17 protein-coding genes are annotated in these 16,898 nt (G+C 39.3%); 11 read left to right on the forward strand and 6 right to left on the reverse strand.

The features are described from left to right. Nucleotide 1: 1 nt before the first annotated feature. The gene (gene rplQ / locus CAPGI0001_RS03465; RefSeq protein ID WP_002666425.1) at nt 2-484 is read left to right on the forward strand and encodes a 50S ribosomal protein L17; all 483 of its coding nucleotides are present in this window, start codon (nt 2-4) and stop codon (nt 482-484) included. A 229-nt stretch (nt 485-713) separates the two neighbouring features. On the opposite strand, the gene CAPGI0001_RS03470 is transcribed toward rplQ, so the two are convergent. The 3 genes from CAPGI0001_RS03470 to CAPGI0001_RS03480 form a co-directional block, all read right to left on the reverse strand. Continuing rightward, the gene (locus CAPGI0001_RS03470) at nt 714-1,313 is read right to left on the reverse strand and encodes a heavy metal-binding domain-containing protein (RefSeq protein ID WP_002666822.1); all 600 of its coding nucleotides are present in this window, start codon (nt 1,311-1,313) and stop codon (nt 714-716) included. Nucleotides 1,314-1,396: 83 nt separating this feature from the next. After that, the gene (locus CAPGI0001_RS03475) at nt 1,397-1,720 is read right to left on the reverse strand and encodes a hypothetical protein (RefSeq protein WP_002666624.1); all 324 of its coding nucleotides are present in this window, start codon (nt 1,718-1,720) and stop codon (nt 1,397-1,399) included. A 47-nt stretch (nt 1,721-1,767) separates the two neighbouring features. Further along, entirely contained in the window at nt 1,768-2,337 is a 570-nt protein-coding gene (locus CAPGI0001_RS03480) for a hypothetical protein (protein ID WP_002666849.1), read from the reverse strand. Nucleotides 2,338-2,487: 150 nt separating this feature from the next. Between CAPGI0001_RS03480 and CAPGI0001_RS03485 the strand changes: the two genes are divergently transcribed. From CAPGI0001_RS03485 to CAPGI0001_RS03530, 10 genes are all read left to right on the forward strand, one after another. Continuing rightward, nucleotides 2,488-2,865 carry a helix-turn-helix domain-containing protein gene (locus tag CAPGI0001_RS03485; RefSeq protein WP_002666468.1) on the forward strand — a complete coding sequence of 126 codons (378 nt, stop codon included), beginning with the start codon at nt 2,488-2,490 and terminating at the stop codon, nt 2,863-2,865. A 119-nt stretch (nt 2,866-2,984) separates the two neighbouring features. After that, a complete protein-coding gene (locus CAPGI0001_RS03490) occupies nt 2,985-3,803 on the forward strand; it encodes a purine-nucleoside phosphorylase (protein WP_002666922.1) in 819 nt (272 codons plus the stop codon). A gap of 20 nt (nt 3,804-3,823) precedes the next feature. Then, nucleotides 3,824-4,087: a Fic family protein gene (locus CAPGI0001_RS03495; protein ID WP_002666539.1), complete on the forward strand. Its 264-nt coding sequence runs from the start codon at nt 3,824-3,826 to the stop codon at nt 4,085-4,087. A gap of 146 nt (nt 4,088-4,233) precedes the next feature. Next, on the forward strand, nt 4,234-5,451 hold the full coding sequence (locus CAPGI0001_RS03500; protein ID WP_002666557.1) for an HmuY family protein: 1,218 nt from the start codon (nt 4,234-4,236) through the stop codon (nt 5,449-5,451). A gap of 10 nt (nt 5,452-5,461) precedes the next feature. Continuing rightward, a complete protein-coding gene (locus CAPGI0001_RS03505; RefSeq protein WP_002666718.1) occupies nt 5,462-6,106 on the forward strand; it encodes an HmuY family protein in 645 nt (214 codons plus the stop codon). A gap of 84 nt (nt 6,107-6,190) precedes the next feature. Continuing rightward, nucleotides 6,191-8,341: a TonB-dependent receptor gene (locus CAPGI0001_RS03510; RefSeq protein ID WP_002666874.1), complete on the forward strand. Its 2,151-nt coding sequence runs from the start codon at nt 6,191-6,193 to the stop codon at nt 8,339-8,341. A gap of 24 nt (nt 8,342-8,365) precedes the next feature. Next, nucleotides 8,366-8,680 (forward strand): DUF4286 family protein, encoded by a 315-nt coding sequence (locus tag CAPGI0001_RS03515; RefSeq protein WP_002666522.1) that lies wholly within the window; start codon nt 8,366-8,368, stop codon nt 8,678-8,680. 101 nt (nt 8,681-8,781) lie between these two features. Continuing rightward, on the forward strand, nt 8,782-9,033 hold the full coding sequence (locus CAPGI0001_RS03520; protein WP_040359524.1) for a type B 50S ribosomal protein L31: 252 nt from the start codon (nt 8,782-8,784) through the stop codon (nt 9,031-9,033). Between the two features lie 172 nt (nt 9,034-9,205). After that, on the forward strand, nt 9,206-10,696 hold the full coding sequence (locus tag CAPGI0001_RS03525) for a cellulose synthase family protein (RefSeq protein WP_002666693.1): 1,491 nt from the start codon (nt 9,206-9,208) through the stop codon (nt 10,694-10,696). Between the two features lie 462 nt (nt 10,697-11,158). After that, a complete protein-coding gene (locus CAPGI0001_RS03530; RefSeq protein WP_002666699.1) occupies nt 11,159-12,298 on the forward strand; it encodes a tyrosine-type recombinase/integrase in 1,140 nt (379 codons plus the stop codon). 354 nt (nt 12,299-12,652) lie between these two features. Here CAPGI0001_RS03530 and CAPGI0001_RS13430 read toward each other — a convergent pair whose 3' ends face one another. From CAPGI0001_RS13430 to CAPGI0001_RS03545, 3 genes are all read right to left on the reverse strand, one after another. Beyond that, on the reverse strand, nt 12,653-12,775 hold the full coding sequence (locus CAPGI0001_RS13430) for a hypothetical protein (protein ID WP_002666579.1): 123 nt from the start codon (nt 12,773-12,775) through the stop codon (nt 12,653-12,655). Nucleotides 12,776-12,787: 12 nt separating this feature from the next. After that, nucleotides 12,788-13,021, reverse strand: coding sequence for a crAss001_48 related protein (locus tag CAPGI0001_RS03535; RefSeq protein ID WP_002666737.1), 234 nt, complete (start codon nt 13,019-13,021; stop codon nt 12,788-12,790). 204 nt (nt 13,022-13,225) lie between these two features. After that, nucleotides 13,226-16,897: an LPD3 domain-containing protein gene (locus tag CAPGI0001_RS03545; protein WP_002666847.1), complete on the reverse strand. Its 3,672-nt coding sequence runs from the start codon at nt 16,895-16,897 to the stop codon at nt 13,226-13,228. Between the last annotated feature and the right edge of the window lies 1 nt (nt 16,898).

Below are 16,898 nucleotides of genomic sequence, written 5' to 3' on the forward strand. Positions count from 1 at the left end.
AATGAGACACGGAGATAAAATAAATAATTTAGGAAGAACCGCCGCTCATAGAAAATCTATGTTGGCGAATATGGCTTGCTCCTTGATACAGCACAAGCGTATCAACACTACCTTGGCCAAGGCTAAAGCCTTGAAGGTATTTGTAGAGCCTTTGATTACCAAATCAAAAGAGGATACTACGCACAACCGCCGTATCGTATTCAGCCGTTTGCATAACAAATATGCCGTTACGGAGCTTTTCAAAAATATTTCAGTAAAAGTAGCCAACCGTCCAGGGGGATACACTCGTATCATTAAGCTGGGTAACCGTTTGGGTGACAACGCTGAAATGGCGCTTATCGAATTAGTAGACTACAACGAAGTAGGATACTCTCCTAAGGGTACTGCCAAGAAGAAATCTACTCGTAGAAGCCGCGGTGGCAAGAAAGCCGCTGCTGAACAAGCGGCTCCTGAGGCTAAAGAAGGAAATTCTTCAGAGGCATAATAATTATTTTAAAACAAAGAAACCGCCCCTATTTTGGGGCGGTTTTTTAGTTAATATACCTCTCGCAATGTTATCTTTACAGGATTAATTTATAGTGCCTGATTCTGCTCTAAGTGGGCTATTTCTTGCAGTTCTTACTTGTCCTAAGAAAAACTATAGCCCTCCGAAAAAGGGAAAATAAAAACCGCCTCCAAAGTGGAAGCGGCTTTTCACAGCATTCAGTTTGAGGTTATTTGTAAGCAGTTCCTTCCATGACCACATTATTGACAGGAGTCATAGTGAAACTATCGGTAGTAACAAGAATAATAGTAGCCCCAAGTTTGGCAGCTTCTTCTTTCATTTTTTTGGTAGCATCTTTCCTTAGTCTGGATTGCATACCGAAGAACTGACTGGCTTCTCCTTTTACATCCCCTAAGCGAGTACGCCCTTTGATGTCATCAGGATTTTTGGTGAGGATGATATCTTCATTAGAAGCGGTAGAGGTTTCAGTGTCAGTATTTTCTTTTACAGGAACACTGCCATCGGTAAAGCACATCCCGACCATACTTACATTATTGACAGGGCTCATGGCAAACTCATCCACGGAGAGGAGTATCGCAGTAGCTCCGAGTTTAGCGGCTTCTTGTTTTAGTTTTTTGGTGGCTTCTTCTCGCAATTTGGATTGCTTCCCATAGAAGCGAGCCGCCTCCGCAGATACTTCCTTGAGGCGTGTGAGTCCCTTTACATCCTCAGGGTTTTTAGTAACGATTATTTTCTCCCAATCTTTGTTTTGTGAGAACCCTATCTGCGATAGGAAGAATAGGCCAAATAGAAGGAATAACTTTCTCATGTATATTGTGTTTTTAGTGATATTTCTAAAGATAAAATCCCCTCTATGGGATAAAACAGTCCATAAAGAGGATTCTTTATTTCTTAGTGTCCAACAGCGGCAGCACTAGCTGCAAATAGACCAAAGATGGTCAGTAGGACAACCAATCCTATCAAGGAAATACAAAGGCCAGCTATGGCTAAGCCTCGAGGTTGTTTGGTAACCCCTACCCCTGATAAGATAAGACCTAATAGCCAAAGAATACTATTAAGAATAGGAGCCCAAACTAATACAAGGGCAGCCAGTGCTAATACAAATCCAGCGGTACCTATTCCATTACTTTTTGAGGCAGGCTGCTGAATGATAATTGTTTGTTTGTTTTCTCCACTATTCTGTCCTTGTGGAGCTTGGGAATTTGTATTTTCCATAAATAAAAAAATTGAATTATGATTTATATATAAAAGTAGATTTTCTACTATCTATAAACTTTCCATCCTTCTTTCTCAGTTTTGATAAAAGTTATTTTTTGAGTAAAGAAATCTGTTTGATCTTTTTCAAAAGGGAAAAAGGGTGTCTTGTCTCTTTTTAAGAAAGTAACATTTGCTTCGGCTTCTTTTTCTGAGACAATATGAAAGTCAGCCAATTTGTCAATTTTAGCAGTGTAACTTTTCATAGTGTTTGTATATATATCATCTGAGTAATGATCGCTTTGTAATAGAAAATCTTTAGATTTTTCAGTGAGAGAAACAGTATAAAGATACTTAAATTCTCCTTCTTTTGGTTCTCCTCTCCAGTTTAAAACAGGTTGTTTATCAGTAAGAACTTTTATATATTCATCAGTAGCCAATTTATTATAAAGCTCTGCCTCTTCTTTACTATCAAAAGAACTTTCTCTCAATTTTCCTGTATAGAGACGAACTTTTCCATACATAGGGTTCTCTTCAAGAGATTTTTCTACCAATTTCTCCGCCTTAGAGGAGGTAAGTTTGTCGGAACAAGAGCCTAAAAGTAGCCCTATTGCCAAAAATACTAAAATTTTTTTCATGGAATTGAATGATTTAAAATGTTGATAATTAGATAAATATAAAAGCATTTTCACGCTAAAAAAGTCTCATACAAAAATAAGAAGAAAAAAAACAGCTGTTTATGCTGAAAATAGATATTTTTACCCTATTTTTGCATAAAAATACAAGAGATGAACGAAATCGTAGGTGAAAAAATTAAAAACCTCCGCAAGAGCAAAAACCTCTCTCAGGAGGAGGTAGCGGAATATATTCATTTATCTCAGTCTACTTATGCTCGTATGGAGAGCGGGGCAAGTAACTCTTGGGCGGGCTATATCCTCCCTCTGTGTGACCTCTTTGGTATACAGCCCGAAGAACTGCTCAAAGCCGATCATATCGTCATCAATAATAACAATACTTCTTGCCAATATAGCGGCGGCTATGTCATCAACCAACTTTCAGATAAGCTCATTGAGCAATATGAGAAACGCCTTTTGGAGAAAGATAACCTCATCGCCTATCTACAAAAAGAAATCCAACAGCTAAAAACAGAGAACAGAGGTCAGTGAGCAGTTGTTAGCAACTCAAAACTCAAAACTCAAAACTCAAAACTCAGAACTCAAAACTCAGAACCCTCTTGCATAATCCCTAAAAAAGCCGTACCTTTGTGGCACTAAAATAGTAGATTATGTACGAAAAATATGAGCAGACAGCTCACTACATCCGCCAGTTCATCACTGAACAAACCCCTGAGTTTGCCATTATCTTAGGCTCTGGACTCTCTTCCTTACAGGGCGAAGTAACTCCTATTGTGGAAATCCCTTATGCAGGAATTCCTAACTTCCCTCAGTCCACTGTCGAAGGGCATGGCAACAAACTTATATATGGTACCTTAGCCGGCAAATATGTGCTACTGATGAGTGGCCGTTTTCACTACTACGAAGGCTATCCTATGCAGGAGGTTACTTTCCCTATTCGTATTTTCCACCTCTTAGGCATCAAAAAATTGATTGTCTCTAATGCTTCTGGTGGGGTAAATCCTGACTTCTCCATAGGAGATATTATGCTGATTCGTGATCATATCAATATGTTCCCAGAGCACCCTTTACGAGGAAAGAACTTAGAAAAGTTTGGCACCCGCTTCCCTGATATGAGCGAGGCTTATGATCGTTCTATGATTGCCCTTGCTGAGGATATCGCTAAGGAGCAAGGAACAAAACTACAAAAAGGAGTCTATGTAGGCTTGCAAGGTCCTACCTTCGAAACCCCTTCAGAATATGGTATGGTACGTGCCATTGGTGGGGATGCCGTAGGGATGAGTACCGTACCGGAGGTAATCGTAGCGCGCCATCAGGGGATGAAGGTCTTTGCCCTATCCATTATCTCCGATTTGGGAGGAAAAGATATCGCCCCTAATGTCTCCCATACCGAGGTACTCAATGCTGTCAATGCTACCATGCCAAAAGTATTAGCATTAGTCAGAGAGTTTGTCAAAAGAAGTGAGTAGTGACTAACGATAAGTGACAAGTGAATCTACATTTGGTGGCTTTTCATTGGCATTTTGAGGCTATTCATCCCTTTCAGGATGGTAATGGAAGAGTAGGGCGTTTGTTGCTCTTTAAGGAATGCTTAGCACAGGGGATAGTCCCTTTTATCATCACGGAGAAGCTCCGATGGTACTACTATCGAGGACTACAGAATTGGCCACAAGTAGAAGGCTATCTCTTGGATACTTGCTTGGCAGCACAAGATGAGTACAAAGTACTGTTGAAATATTTTAGGGTTGAATAACCTTTAGTTTTAATCTTTTAGAGATTGATTAGCAATATCTTACAGTTATATGGCTAACAATCAATCGTTAATTATTAAATTTTATTTTGTTTTATTCTAAATAAAAACGTACCTTTGCGGCCACGAACTATAAAATTTAGGGTAAAATGAAAGTAAAATTTTTAGCGCCTGTACTCCTTACAGGTCTCGTAGCCTTTACTTCTTGTAGTAAAGATGACAACAAAACTCCTACCCCGATACCACCCCAAAATACAGTGAAAGAAGTGAAAAACTTGAATGCTTCTGATGAGCAAAAGTGGGTGTATTTCTCTTTTCAAACAGGGACTACTGTGGAGGTAACCAATCCTAAAACTACTGATAATTGGGATATTGCTTTTAATCGCTACAATATTCGTACCAATGGAGGAGTATCTGGTATCGGAGAGGCTGAAGTAGTCAATACCAATAGCAAGGATTTTGCTGCTGTAACCAAAGCACCTGCTGAGGGTTATGAAAAAGATAAAGAAGTTACAGATTTTGGACGTCCTCATCCAGGACAGACACAACCTTCTGTGACTAAATCTGAAAAAAACCCTGTGATTTCTGGTACTGTAAACAAACAAGATTCTAAAGGTTGGTATAACTATATTCCTCCTAAACAAGGAGAAAAGACTCCCAACCATGAGATTACCAAATATGTATATGTGCTCAAAACAGCCAAAGGTGGCAAATATGTGAAAATCCAACTTACTGGATACACCAATGATAAAAATGAAACAGGATATATTACTTTTTCCTATGATTTCTTAACTGAAAAAGAAACAGCTAAACCAGCAGAAAAAGTGACTTTAGATTTCTCAGGCTCAGAAGCCAAAGAAGTGCAATTGAATGCTACAGGCGATTGGAAATATTTCTCTCTAAAAAATGGGGAAGTAACTCCTAATAATCCTGCAGAGGATCTCTCTTGGGATATTGCTTTCAAGGGATATTATGTAAGACTCAATGGAGGTACCTCTGGAAAAGGAAAGGCAGAAGTAGTTAAAGTAGAAGCGACTGATTTTGCTACAGTTACAGAAGCCCCTAAAGCAGGTTTTGCTAAAGATGCACAAGGAAAAATGAGCCAAGGTTACCCTAATATTACAAAAGTAGATGCCTCTTTCTCTCAATATATGTCAGGAGGATTTGGTACAAAAACAGGTATCATAGGATTAGACCCAACAAAAGCCCCTAAAGTATATGTACCCACTAACTACATATATGTACTTAAAACAGCAGATGGTACTTATGCAAAAGTACAAGTAACCGACTATTACAAAGATAATACAGATGTATTAGGGGGAACTCCTAAGCTAAAATACCAATTGAGCAAGACTGTAAGTGAATAAATAGAAAATTATGAAAGTAAAGTTATTTTTAGCTGCCTTAGTAACAGGTATCTTTACACTCACCTCTTGCAGTAAAGATAGCAATAAGGAAGAAGAAAAAAAGCCTGCCAATGTGAAACAGGAGAAGAACCTCAATGCAAGGCAAGAAAAATGGGTGTATTACTCATTTGAAAAAAATGCTATTGTAGAGGTTGCCGATCCACAAAATAGTTTGGATTGGGACATTGCTTTCTTTGCTTACTATGCTAAGCTCAATGGAGGGGCTTCTGGTAAAGGACAGGCTGGGGTCGCAAAAACTGAAAACAAGGATTTTTCAGCACCCATCGCTACCCTGCCCAGTGAATATATACAAGATGTCAAAGGGACTATGTCCTATGGGAATTATCCCAACCTAACAGAGAAGGAAGATACTTTTTCCACTTTTCTATCAGGAGGCTTTGATACTCCAACAGGTTATGTGTCGCTTAATCCGAATAATAGACAATCCAGCGGAGGAAAATGGCCAAGTGTATATGCTCCTACCAAGTGGGTATATGTACTCAAAACAGCCAAAGGGGCTTTTGTGAAGTTCCAAGTAACTGATTTTTATAATGATAAAACGGATGCGAACTATCCTTCCTTCCAGTATATCCTCAGTGAGGATGGAAAGTTCTAACAATACCAACTCTAACTCTATTTCAATAGAATTGCTATACCCCCATAGAGTATAGCAATTCTATTTTACTGAAAAATATATACAATGTCAAGAATATTTATTTGGCTGCTTTGCTTCTGTGGCGTCGGTACGCTACAGGCTCAATATACTTTCACGGGAACGATTGCCGATTGCCAGACACGCCACCCCTTATCTGGGGCTACTGTGGAGCTGGCTTCTCTGAAAAAAAGTGTACAAACCGATACCGAGGGGCGGTTCTCTTTCCCTGACCTTCCGAAGGGGATTCATCATTTCTATGTGACTAAGGATGATTACAAAGGCCATTTCTTTAAAGTCTCTCTCAAAAAAGACGAAAAAAACTATATCTTTGCCCTCTGCAAGGACAAAGAAATAGAAGTAGGGGAAGTAGTGGTTACCGCTACCCGTACAGAACGCAATCTAAAGAATGTGCCTATCACAGTACAGGTGGTTACCGCTCAGGAGATTCAAAAGGCTCAGGCTCCTGACTTCCAATCTTTCTTGGAAAATGAATTCTCTGGAATCAACTTTACCTATGATGGGGGAATGCCCAATATCAATATGATGGGCTTCGGGGGAAAGTATGTGCTTTTCCTTATGGATGGCGAACGTATGGCAGGGGAGACCTTTGACAATATCGACTATGATCGTATCGACTTGGACAATATCGAACGTATAGAGATTATCAAGGGGGCTTCCTCTTCTCTCTATGGCTCTAATGCCTTGGGTGGGGTGATCAATATCATTACAAAGAATGCCCAAAAACCCTTGGAGCTTAGTGCAAGCTATCTTTATAATACCAAAAAGGATCATAAGACAAATTTCTCTGTAGCGACTAAGCAAAAATGGGGAAGTCTGCGCCTGTCTTCTTTCTATAATTTCCGAGAACCCTATGTCATAGTGGATAAAGAACCTCTGAAAACCTACAAAAATGGTTCAGAAATACTCTCCCCGATGGGCGAACTGAACATAGCCGGATTTACCAACTATGGGGCTACGCCTAAGCTCTCTTTTAACCTCTCGCCTAAGTGGAATATTACCCTGACGCCCAGCTATTATTTCAGTGAGCGCAATGCAGGTACCGAGAGTTCTAAGAAGCTCAGAGATCGTTACTATAACTATACAGCAGCATTCAAGTCGGATTACAAAATTACTGATAGCAAGACCCTGAGTCTTTCGGCAGCTTACGATCGCTATGATAAGTACAAGTATTATGTATTGCTCAATGAGAAGGAGAAAAGCTATGAAAACTCTATCCTACGGGTAGGGGCTCAGTATAACCAAACACTTTTTGAAAAACATTCCTTGGTGGCAGGTGCCGAAGGAAATTCCGATGAACTATTGAGTTTTCGCTTTACAAATCAGGGAACAGAGGAAAAGAAAAATGCTCAGAACTATGCGATTTTTACCCAGCAGGAATGGGCACTTTCGGATGCCTTTACTTTAGTTACCGGAGTGCGTATGGATTACCATTCTCTTTTTAAAGAATACTTGACTTATCGCCTCTCAGGGATGTTCAGGGTGGAGCAGTTCACCTTCCGCGGAGGGTTTTCTACAGGTTTCCGATCTCCTACACTCAAGGAACTGTATACCAATTGGTTTCATCCATGGGGGGGAGGCTTTCAGATCATGGGCAACAAAGACCTGAAGCCAGAAACAAGTCGTAATATTACACTTTCCGTGGATTTCAATGCCAGAAAATGGAATATTACTGCCATGACACAATATTCCAAGGTCAAGGATAAGATTGCTTATAGGTGGACACAAGCCAGCGATACCATTCGTTATGTCAATTACGGAGGGAATACCGATATCATGAGCTCCGAAATAGCAGCTACCTATCGCCCCAGTAAGTATTTCCGCCTGAAGGGTTCTTATGCTTATTATACCAGCAGCAATAGCCGTTCGGATGTGCGTCCGCATACCTTTACTGCCAAGGCGGAATATGTAGAACAGGCCGATATGAAATACCTGCCCAATATCATCCTCAGTGGCAAGTATGTCAGCGGGTCGGATATTTATGACGGAGAAAATACTTACACATATTATGCCCCCTATAGCATCTGGCGCTTACAGTTTTCTAAAAACCTCCCTTATCACTTTACGCTCAATGCAGGGATAGATAACCTATTCGATTACGTAACACCTTCTACCAGTTTCTATTCGAGTATTTCCCCAGGGCGCACCTATTTTGTGGGGCTCAAGTGGAACTTATAGCCAAATTATTGTCGGAAATAGCATATGAAATATATTTACAACCTTACCTATCACATAGAAGAGGAAGTATATCCTCTCTGGCAGGAGTGGATAGCTTCACGCTTGGAGCCTTTGCTAAGGCAAAGTAAGTGTTCTGCAGCAAAGCTTTTACAGATACATACCGATGCTCTCGGCAGTAAGGCCTTCGGCGTGCAGTATGAAGCGGAAAAAGAAGAAGATATTGTTCATTTTCAAGAAGTTGTAGAAGCGCCGCACCGCAAAGAACTCTTCCTTCAGTTCGGAGAAAAAGTCCTGATTTTCGGCACTTTGCTCACCGTAGAGAAGGAATGGAAAAGATAAAAAATGTTAAAAATAGAGGTTGTGAATAAAAAACATTTTTTTTGTTTGTCAATTCAAAAAAAAGTAGTACCTTTGCACCTCGAAAAAATGAGAAGAAAAATATGAAAAAAGAGATACACCCCTCAAATTATCGTTTGGTTGTTTTCAAAGATATGTCCAATGATGATATCTTTATCACCAAGTCAACTGTAGAAGCCAAAGATACTATAGAAGTAGAAGGCGTAGAATATCCTTTGGTTAAGTTGGAAATTTCTCGTACTTCCCACCCATACTATACTGGGAAGGCAAAACTTATAGATACCGCTGGACGTATCGATAAGTTCAAGAGCAAATATGCCAAATTCCAAAAATAGAAAGGTTTTTCATAATAAATAAGTTTTAAAATTATTCTGTCAAGCTCCTCCTGAGAAGGGGGAGTTTATTTTTATTTAAGAAAAAAAGAAGTTTGTTTTAAAAATATCAAAAATAATCATTGTGGGTTGCGAAAAAAAACGTAATTTTGCCCCCAATTAAAAATGTGTGATTATGAATTTAGGACTTATCATCACCTATGTAGTTATCACTATATATTGCTTGTCATTGTTGTTGATTTTCTTTTATAGTTTGACAATACTCAACCTGTCTGTGAACTATCTAAAGAACAAGCATCAGAATAACGAAGCGCCCAAGTTCAACTTATTGGATCCTAATGAGATCCCTTATGTGACTGTACAGCTTCCTATCTACAATGAGAAATATGTAGTACCTCGTCTCTTGGAGAATATAGCCAAGCTGGAGTATCCTAAGAACAAGTTGGAGATACAAGTGTTGGATGACTCTACTGACGACTCAGTAGCTGAGACAGCACGTATCATTGCCGAGCTTCAGCAAACAGGCTTGGATATCGTTCATATCCGCCGCGAAAACCGAGAAGGGTTCAAGGCAGGTGCCCTTAAGTATGGAACAGCTATCGCCAAAGGGGATTTTATTGCCATCTTCGATGCGGACTTCCTTCCTAAGCCCGACTGGCTCAAGCAGACAGTAGTCTACTTCAAGGACGAACAAATAGGGGTGGTACAGACCCGTTGGGGACATATCAACCGTAACTATTCCTTACTCACCAAGATACAAGCATTGGCGCTCGATACACACTTCACCCTCGAACAAGTAGGACGCAATAGCAAAGGACACTTTATCAACTTCAATGGTACTGCCGGTATCTGGAGAAAGAAAACCATCTTGGATGCGGGCAACTGGGAAGGGGATACCCTTACAGAGGACTTAGACCTAAGTTACCGAGCTCAACTTAAGAAGTGGAAGTTCAAGTATTTGGAGGATGTAGAAACTCCTGCAGAGCTTCCTGTAGTGGTTTCCGCAGCTCGCTCTCAGCAGTTCCGTTGGAACAAGGGTGGGGCAGAGGTGTTCCGCAAGTCGGTGCGCAATATCTTGGCTTCTAAGAACATAGGGTGGAAGACCAAATTCCATGGAGTAATGCACTTACTCAATAGTTCCATGTTCCTCTATGTCTTTATTGTAGCGATACTCAGTGTACCAATGATGTATATCAAGGAAGCTTATCCGGATTTGGGTTGGGTGTTCAAGCTCACCAGCTTCTTTATCGTTAGTACGGTGATTCTCTTTGGTTGTTATTGGATTACCTATAAGAATATACAAGGAAAGACTTTTGATGACTTTGTGGACTATGTCAAGCTTTTCTTTAGCTTCTTCTCTGTGGCATTGGGCTTTTCTTTGCACAATGTATCAGCAGTATTGCAGGGCTATTGGGGCAAGAAAACCGAATTCGTTCGTACCCCTAAGTTCAATATTAGCTCTCTGAAGGATTCATGGAAAGGGAATAAGTATATTAACAAAAAGCTTTCTCCCAATATGATTTTTGAGTTTTTACTCATGTGCTATTTCCTCTTTGGGTTGTACAGTGGCATCAAGCTCAATGACTTTGGGTTGTTTCCTTTCCACCTGATGCTTACTTTTGGTTTTGGCTTTGTCTTCTACAAATCCCTTATACCAAAAGCATAACGAGAGTGAAGAATGACCATATAACTTATGGTTATTTGATAAAATAAGATTTTTTAAAAGAGAGAAAAATGATTAGATTTTTCTCTCTTTTTTATTGTTCAGAATATTGCTCTGTGTAGCAATATTCAGAACAACAAAACCTTGTATAAAAATTTCACTTACTAACGGAACTTACAATAGTTATTAATTCAACACTTGAATATCTGTCATTTATAAAAGATTATCTGATTTTTCTTTTTTTATTTTTCTCTTGTCTTTCTTCTCTTCTCAAATATTTTTCACTTTTCACTTTTCATTTTTCACTTAAAATTGTATCTTTGTCCCTTGCAATTAAACAAAAATGATATAATATTTTGATATTCAAATATTTATACGTAATTTTGCGCCGTGGTTGTGTCAATATCGTGACACGCATTCAATAGGAATTATTTTAGGACTATTCTCATAGCCCTAAATAAAAAAATGCCTAAAAACAACAAACAATCTTCCATTATACCCATGGTGGCATTTAAGCCTGCTGAGCTCCGTATAGGCACTGATTGGCTAATTGTGTATTATGCTAAGGATCCTCAATCGGACAAGCTGGTTAGGTTTCGCAATAGGGTGCCTAAAATGAGCAACAAAAAAGAACGCTTGCGCTTTGCTCAAAAGATGATAGACACACTTAACGAGCAACTGTATTCGGGCTGGTCTCCATACATGGGCAACCTTACAGAGGTAAAAACAATTGATTACTGTTTTGATTATTACCTAAAAACACTCTCCAAGGAACTTTCGGACGGGGTGAAAAGAAAATCTACTTGCAACAATTACAAACACTTTATTACGGCTTTTACTGAATATTTATCCATATACCAGAAAAATGCCAAGTTTATATCTGATATTTCTACGCTTATATGTGATCATTTCTTGGATAGAATCTATATAGAGAAAGAAAAAAGCGCAAGAACTTACAACTTTTACCTTACGTGTATGCGAACTTTTTTCAACTTCTGTTTGTCGAAGGGGTTTACAAAAGAAAGTCCAGTAAAAAATACAAAGAAAAAGTCTATAAAAGAGAAAACAAGGGTAGTACTCAATGAGAAAGAAAAAGCTAAATTAGCTCTCTTAAAAGGGGAGAATTTCCATTTTTACATATTCTGTATGACTACCTATTACTGTTTTATTCGTCCTAATGAGCTTAAAAAACTAAAGGTGGAGCACGTAAACATTGAAAAGAGTTACATAACCATACCCAGCAGTATTTCCAAAAATAGAAAGACGGAGAATGTAACCATTCCAAATATATTCATAGAGGAGTTGAAAGAACATATTGGCAATGCCTCCAAAGACCTATTTTTGTTTGGAAAGAAGTTTGTACCAGGGAAGCAAGCGATTACGAATTTATTCTATCATTGGGAGAATGTGCGCAAAAAATATCACTTTAGAAAAGAGGTACAGTTTTATTCGCTCAAGGACACGGGCATAACAGATATGCTTAACGCTGGCGTTCCTGCTATTAAGGTGAGAGATCAAGCGCGCCACTCGGATCTAAAGATAACGGAGATATACACCGCTCGCAACAACTCCGCTGATGAAACAGTCAAAAATATTCATTACTGATAATTCTACGCAACGAGAGTAGGGCGGAGTAGCCGTTTTTTTGGAAACTTTGGAAACTTAGAAACCTATTGCTGATTTTCAATAAGTTACAAAATAACTCAAAAATCACCTTACAGCAATTTATATTGTTATAAGCTGTTTATTTTCATATAGTTACATTGTATTTATATAAGTTTCCAAATCTTTATTATTTTTGGAAACCAAAGGGGGAAATTTTTGGAAACCGAGCCCATTTTTGGAAACCGAGCATAAAAAACCTCCCCCGCGCGTGTCTTGCAGAGGAGAAAAATGTAAAAAAATTGTACCAAATAAAAAATCCCTATCCTTACGGGGATAGGGATTAGTGCTCAAGGGTTAGCGCTTACGAGTTTTCTTCGCAGTTGCTTTCTTCGCTTTCACAATACGTCCGTTCTCGTTGTAACGGAAACCTTTCTTGAGCCGTCCATTGGCTTTCAAGCCGACTTTCTTTGTTGCCATAAAATTAAATATTTAATTAAAATCTGTTGTTTTTGATTCTTCCTCGTAAAGAGCTAATCTTTTTTCTAAGATATTAGCGTAAGCTGTCATCGTGTCATACTGTATTCTTAGTAAATAGGCTTGTGTAGTGTCTATTTGTTTAATTTTCTCGCTTTTCAAGAAATCTTTTAACTTACCTATTTTCTCTCTAAGCTCGTCATATTCTACACGAACTCGCTCAAACACTTGTTGTTTTTCTTTGTTCATACCTTATTCTTTTATAATTGTTTTACTTCTCTTGAAAGAAAATGTTGTACAGTATTGTACAAATACCTTTTCTTCGACATATTCTTTCCTTTTTTGGAATGAGAGGCACTTTCTTTTGTGCTTTCTATAAATATGTGTTCGTGAATTATAGGAAATCCCAACACATCTACACCTGTTCTATAAGAGATTATTTCTACTTTCATATTATAACACTTCAAAATTCAGTTCTTCACTTTCTGTAGGCTCGTAGTGAGCGGGTAGGGCGGGCACTTCGGGAGCCGTGGCGAGCATACGTTGTTCGTATATGCTATATTGTAGCTCGGTGGCGGGCCGCTTGTTGTAGCGGTTTTTGTCGGGATATACATAGTTCTCGCGGTAATCGGGAAAGGTCTCGGTAAAGAGAATAATATCGCCGTCATACTGGCTTTTGCTACCTCCACGCATTTTGCCGTCTGCCGTTTGCTGGAAAATCACTAAAAACAGCTTGCCGTCATACTTCTTGCGCAAGTCCTTGTCAATCTCAAAATGAGGTGCCAGCTCACGCATTTTCTGAAAGGAATCAATTACGATCACTTCATTGGTACGAATCATAGTGTCCAGCTCTGCCAAGGAACGCACGTCCTGAGCGGTGATATGCTCCAAGGCTGTATCGTTTAGGTACTGATAGGCTTTTTCCTCGTACAGCACACTTTCGGGGTGCTCCTCGATAGAGGCGTGTCCTACACGATAGCGTTGCGCCAGGGCATTCATAAACTGAAAGGCAAAGCGCGTTTTTCCGCTACCTTGTTTGCCAGTGAGCGTGATTACAAGGCTGTCCTTTGTCTTTTTCTCCAAGGCCCCAAGGAAAAGGCTCATTTGCTCGTCGGCCACTAAGAAACTCTCTCGCACTTCGGGGCATGTTGCCAACTGCTGGGCGAGGGTTTGCCTTGGAGCAGGCAAGGAGGTTACAGGGGCTTCGGACGCATTGAGACCAAAATTTTCTTCTTTTTTCTTGCGGGATAAAGATTTTTTTGTACCTTTGCCCTCAGAAAGCGGTTCAGTTCGCCCGTCTTGCAAGGTGCCTACTGGGTCTTGTGTGGATTGAACCGTTTTAAAAAGCTGAGATCCTTCGGCTGAGGGTAAACCCCCTTGTGGATCTCGGCTTTTCTTTTTGCCTACATCATAGCTTTTAAGTTTTAGTTTTCTATCCTTATCCACTATAATTGATATTCTCAGGTGCCTTTTTTCTCCATCAATAGTTATCTTTGACTTAAAATTCAGATACCCTAAAATATCAGGGTGATCTTGGGGCTTTCTATCTCCCCAATTATTATAGGTAGAGTTCTTAATCAGTGTTTTTAATTGAGCAATCACAGCAGCTTTTTCACTATACATAGCTTCACCGTGGGCTATTTTTCTACCTGCCTTATTGGTAAAGACAACTTCCTTTAAGTGTCTTTCTATAGTTACACTATCTCCTTTTAAGAATAGGTTATAATATCTCAAAGTAAAAGTTCGCAATTCATTTACTTTCATTTTTTTAAACCTTTCGGTAGAGACTTCGGGGACGGCACCAAAAAGCCCTTGGGAGTAGTCCACGCCGGAAAGGCCTTTTTTCTTCTTTTCATAATAATTTTTCTTAACCTCTTTATCTTCAAGTAATTCAATACATTCGTCCATATTATCTCTAAAGAAGAAATATAGGTCAAAGAAGTCTTCCCGTTCTAAGTCCATAAGTTTGCTCACAAACTCACTTATGCCAGCCTGCACACTGATCAAGCCAAAAGGAACCAATTTTTTTGATTTTCTCAATTTAGCCTCCTCTTGATCAAGCAGATAATGATGATATAAAAAGTTATATAACAGCCCTTTTACCTTATCAGGAAATTTAGACAGCCACGAGAGAATATTTTTCTTATCAAATTTTCCTGCTTTGCTCTCTTTTATAGCCGTCTTCATTTCTTGCATGTATAAATCAAGTTCCTTTTGTTCTCCTTCCTTGTCTTTTCCTTTTTTAGTCTCTACCTTAACGGCTTTTCCTTTCTCAAACTTCCATCCTTTTTTCAGACGACCGCAATCATTAAGCGCTTCCTTGAGAATACCTTCGTGGCGAGGGGCATTGAGACCTATATCTCCAAAAAGCCCTTGGGAGTAATCCACACCGGAAAGGCCTTTTTCTTCCTTGCGGTTTTGGGTGAAATGCAATTGGATAGGGGCAATTCTTAGCGGGCTTATCACATCAGCATAATTACTACGATCCTCCATATATACAGCCATCGTCACCACTATATTTCCATTGTCTGTTTCTATATTTAATTTTTCATCTAACTTATTGGTATATAACCTTATTTTTTTAGCTCCATTGCTTTGTAAGATTTGTAAGTCATTTAATAGATATTTCAGATTGTAATGTCCCTCTCCTACATTAGAAGTAATCTTAACCAAATAAACCTTTTTCCAATCATAAATCTTTCTTATCACCTCAAGTCCAGATTTCAAATGTTGTATAATAGGCTCTATAGCTCCCCAGTCGGAAGTATATACAGGATTTTCGGTCAATACTGCTTTATAATTAAGATAACCTATTTCTATATCCCTATAATATTCCTCCTTTGAACAGCCTCCTATATTTGTACATTTGTAATTAGGATCATACAGAGCTCCTGTTTTCAGTCCGTCATTCTTAGAACGATTCAAAAGGATTATATTATACAAGTCTGTAGCCACATAGCGATCGGCTTCTATTAGTACACATTCTAAGGTAGGACGATTTTTGTCTTTTACAACGACTGTTTTCAGACTATCAATACCTGTAACTTTTGAAATAGTAGGACTTACGGGAAAATCTTCTGTATTGATAAAGCCACGAGGCTCCTCCCTGAGATTCTGTTTTTTTAAGTCTTTTAGTACCTTCTTTAAAAAGTCAGCTCCCACAGCGCCTTGCTTGTTGGCAGACTTTTTGTAATAGGCTTGGTTTTTCTCGTCTTCAAACTCAAGAAAAACCTTAGTAGGCTCCTGCAATAGGGTGAAATTAGCCACGTTTTCGCCTTTTTCTTTCCCTGATTTTAGGGACTTTGTCGCCTTAGCGGGCGCTTTTTCTACTTTTTTTTTAGACGAATCTTCGACATTTTCCTTTTTTGTATAGGCTTTTCTATCTCTCAAAAAATTATAAAGTTTCTGTATTCCTGCGATATAGCCAAGGTCATAAGTCTTTTTTATACGTTCTACCCCTTTATGGAATTTCTCCAATAGCTCATACCCACGAGGAGTAAGCTCATAGGCACGCATTTTAGCAGAGGGATTCTGCAAACGAGTAAGGAGGGGGGGTTTTTTATATTGTAGCACGGCTTCTGTAGGCTTCTTCCCTGGTGTATTCCAAAAACGAAAGACTGTTTTTCCCTCTTCAAAAGCGTCTGTAAAATTGTAGAGGAAATCCAAGACTTCACTTTCAGGAATATCAGCATTTTCAGCGAGCAGTTGCGCCTGCAAATCATCGAAGGCTTCAAAATTTTTTACCTTGGGGCCTGATACTTCCTTAGTGGTTTCTTCCTTCTGTGGTGCTTTCTCCTTCTTTGGTTTAGCTTCTTTTTTAGGTTTTTCCTCTACCTTTACCACGTTGCCCTTGACGAACTTCCAGCCTTTGCGTAGGCGGCCACAATCGTCCAAGGCTTCGCGGTAGTCGCCTGTATGCTGCACGCCAGAAAGCCCCACAGGGCTATCATAGTGAGTAATGGTAATCTCAAAATGAGTAGCTTCGGGGCTATCATTGAGCACGCGGCTCAATCGGTATATAATAGCAGTGTTATTCTCGGCTTTTGCTTGGGTCAAGACTTGTTCTACTTCCTTACGGGAGACTTCTCGGTTATCTAAGGCGTTAAAGGCTTCAAGTGCTGTCATA

The sequence above is a fragment of the Capnocytophaga gingivalis ATCC 33624 genome, from assembly GCF_000174755.1.
In the GTDB taxonomy this organism is placed as follows: domain Bacteria; phylum Bacteroidota; class Bacteroidia; order Flavobacteriales; family Flavobacteriaceae; genus Capnocytophaga; species Capnocytophaga gingivalis.

Bases quoted from the DNA above. Each gene is read 5' to 3' on its own strand.
- CAPGI0001_RS03485 (WP_002666468.1), top strand. From the start codon at position 2,488: ATGAACGAAATCGTAGGTGAAAAAATTAAAAACCTCCGCAAGAGCAAA.
- CAPGI0001_RS13430 (WP_002666579.1), bottom strand. From the start codon at position 12,775: ATGGCAACAAAGAAAGTCGGCTTGAAAGCCAATGGACGGCTCAAGAAA.
- CAPGI0001_RS03510 (WP_002666874.1), top strand. From the start codon at position 6,191: ATGTCAAGAATATTTATTTGGCTGCTTTGCTTCTGTGGCGTCGGTACG.
- CAPGI0001_RS03505 (WP_002666718.1), top strand. From the start codon at position 5,462: ATGAAAGTAAAGTTATTTTTAGCTGCCTTAGTAACAGGTATCTTTACA.
- CAPGI0001_RS03475 (WP_002666624.1), bottom strand. From the start codon at position 1,720: ATGGAAAATACAAATTCCCAAGCTCCACAAGGACAGAATAGTGGAGAA.
- rplQ (WP_002666425.1), top strand. From the start codon at position 2: ATGAGACACGGAGATAAAATAAATAATTTAGGAAGAACCGCCGCTCAT.
- CAPGI0001_RS03490 (WP_002666922.1), top strand. From the start codon at position 2,985: ATGTACGAAAAATATGAGCAGACAGCTCACTACATCCGCCAGTTCATC.
- CAPGI0001_RS03470 (WP_002666822.1), bottom strand. From the start codon at position 1,313: ATGAGAAAGTTATTCCTTCTATTTGGCCTATTCTTCCTATCGCAGATA.
- CAPGI0001_RS03535 (WP_002666737.1), bottom strand. From the start codon at position 13,021: ATGAACAAAGAAAAACAACAAGTGTTTGAGCGAGTTCGTGTAGAATAT.
- CAPGI0001_RS03515 (WP_002666522.1), top strand. From the start codon at position 8,366: ATGAAATATATTTACAACCTTACCTATCACATAGAAGAGGAAGTATAT.
- CAPGI0001_RS03520 (WP_040359524.1), top strand. From the start codon at position 8,782: ATGAAAAAAGAGATACACCCCTCAAATTATCGTTTGGTTGTTTTCAAA.
- CAPGI0001_RS03530 (WP_002666699.1), top strand. From the start codon at position 11,159: ATGCCTAAAAACAACAAACAATCTTCCATTATACCCATGGTGGCATTT.
- CAPGI0001_RS03500 (WP_002666557.1), top strand. From the start codon at position 4,234: ATGAAAGTAAAATTTTTAGCGCCTGTACTCCTTACAGGTCTCGTAGCC.
- CAPGI0001_RS03545 (WP_002666847.1), bottom strand. From the start codon at position 16,897: ATGACAGCACTTGAAGCCTTTAACGCCTTAGATAACCGAGAAGTCTCC.
- CAPGI0001_RS03525 (WP_002666693.1), top strand. From the start codon at position 9,206: ATGAATTTAGGACTTATCATCACCTATGTAGTTATCACTATATATTGC.
- CAPGI0001_RS03480 (WP_002666849.1), bottom strand. From the start codon at position 2,337: ATGAAAAAAATTTTAGTATTTTTGGCAATAGGGCTACTTTTAGGCTCT.